General features: G+C 32.2%; 1 protein-coding gene. It reads right to left on the reverse strand.

Annotation, left to right across the window (positions count from 1 at the left end):
* Positions 1–1,770, reverse strand: a 1,770-nt coding sequence (locus AJN58_RS10405) for an autotransporter outer membrane beta-barrel domain-containing protein (RefSeq protein ID WP_261665685.1), incomplete at both ends; no start/stop codon positions are given.

The raw sequence follows: 1,770 nt of genomic DNA on the forward strand, positions 1-1,770 counted from the left end.
CCAAATCTAGCCTCCGCTTCTACTTTAGGATTGATATTAAACTTAGCTCCAAGTTCTACTGAAGTTTTTAAATTAGGCAACCAATCTCTAAACCAAGTAAAGCTTGTTTTAGTAGAGAAAAGATTTAAATAGTTTGCATAGGTTCTTTCTCCACCTTTAACTGTTGCTTGTCCTATAGTGTCTTTCATAGAAAAAGCTTCAGTATAGCCTCCTTCATAAGCAAGACCTATTTCAGGGGAGAATATATCTTTATTAGAAATAAAATTCATACCTAAGGCTGTATTGACTCCATAAGCATAAGAATTAGGTTCAGCTTTAGCTTCATTCGTTCCTATTTTTTTAGTTAAATCATTTTTAATCAAAGCAGCTTTACCTTGAGCTTTGATATAAACTTCTTGACCTTTTTCTGTAGTAAATAAGGTATTAAAGTATTTTAAACCTGCATAATAGGTTCTATTATTAATATCAAAATAAGTTGAACCCATTTTTGTATCTTCATAACCTGCATACACGCCATATATTCCACTGTCTTTTAAAGTAGAATAACCTATAATGGTTCCTTTAGTGTGTCCTTTACTTTCTTCATTTAAAGAAAGTTCAACATTCTGTGAAGAAGTATAAGGAAGGATGAATAAAGAATGTTCTTTATTAGAACCATAGCTTCCATTATTTAAATCACTCTTTATATAATCACTTGCATCTGCATATAAATTACCCTTTTCAGACATAGCAATGCTTTGAGATTTACTTGAAGAAGCTAAAGCAAAAGTTTGCATAGAATTACCCATAACATTGTCTATAAAGGTAGATCTTCTTGAAGTAGTAGAGATTAAAGATCTAAAGGTTGCACCTGATATGGAGGCATTAAGATTAAAATCTGTAGTAAGCTTTCCTGTTATTGGATCAAAGCTTAAAGATATTTCTCCACCTCCATTGGTTCCTATATTGCCAATATTGTTTTGATTAACACCTGAGATGATATCATTTATATTATCAAGTTGTCCTAGATCGAGATTACCCTCATCTATAGTAATTTTATCAGCACTTACATTTCCATTTCCACTTCCACCTACAACTATAGTGTCTAATTTACCCGTATCTTTATCTGTAGTAACAAGCCAATCTTCTATGACTATGCTACCAGATCCGCTGTTAACTAAATGATTACCACTATTATCTTTATCTATGGTTCCTTGGTTATTAACAAAGATGGTTCCACTACCTTCATTTTTAATACCACTTGTAATAGTCGCATCAGAATCATTTTTTAAACTTAAATTATTATTACTTCTATTGAAGATATTACCATAAATAATTCCATTGTCAGTATTTAAAATACCACTTCCTTTTGCAGAAGCAATAAGACCTCCATTTTCAATAGTGATACCATATTCTTGTTTTTCTTGTCCTTCTTTTCCTATGGTTCCAGTATTTATAATACCCCCATTACCACCTTGGATAGTTCCAGATACATTGATGCTAGTATTTACTTGCTTACCGCCACCTATATAAATACCTGCATTACCACCTTCTAATCTACCCCCTGCTTTAACTTCAATGCCTTCACCCTCAATACCATTTTTACTTCCATCTATATGGATTGCATCATTGCCTGCTTTAATAACACCACCACTTTCTATAGTGATTTTACCAATATTAACGGGCTTTTTATTTGTATCAAATGCATAAAAAGTTATACCATTGTTGCCTGCTTCTATAGTTCCTTTATTTGTAAGGGTTTCTATCTTGTTGCCATCACCTATGAAGATA

Origin of the sequence: Campylobacter sp. BCW_4321 (assembly GCF_001763075.1) — a bacterium.
GTDB classification, from domain to species: Bacteria; Campylobacterota; Campylobacteria; order Campylobacterales; family Campylobacteraceae; genus Campylobacter_D; species Campylobacter_D jejuni.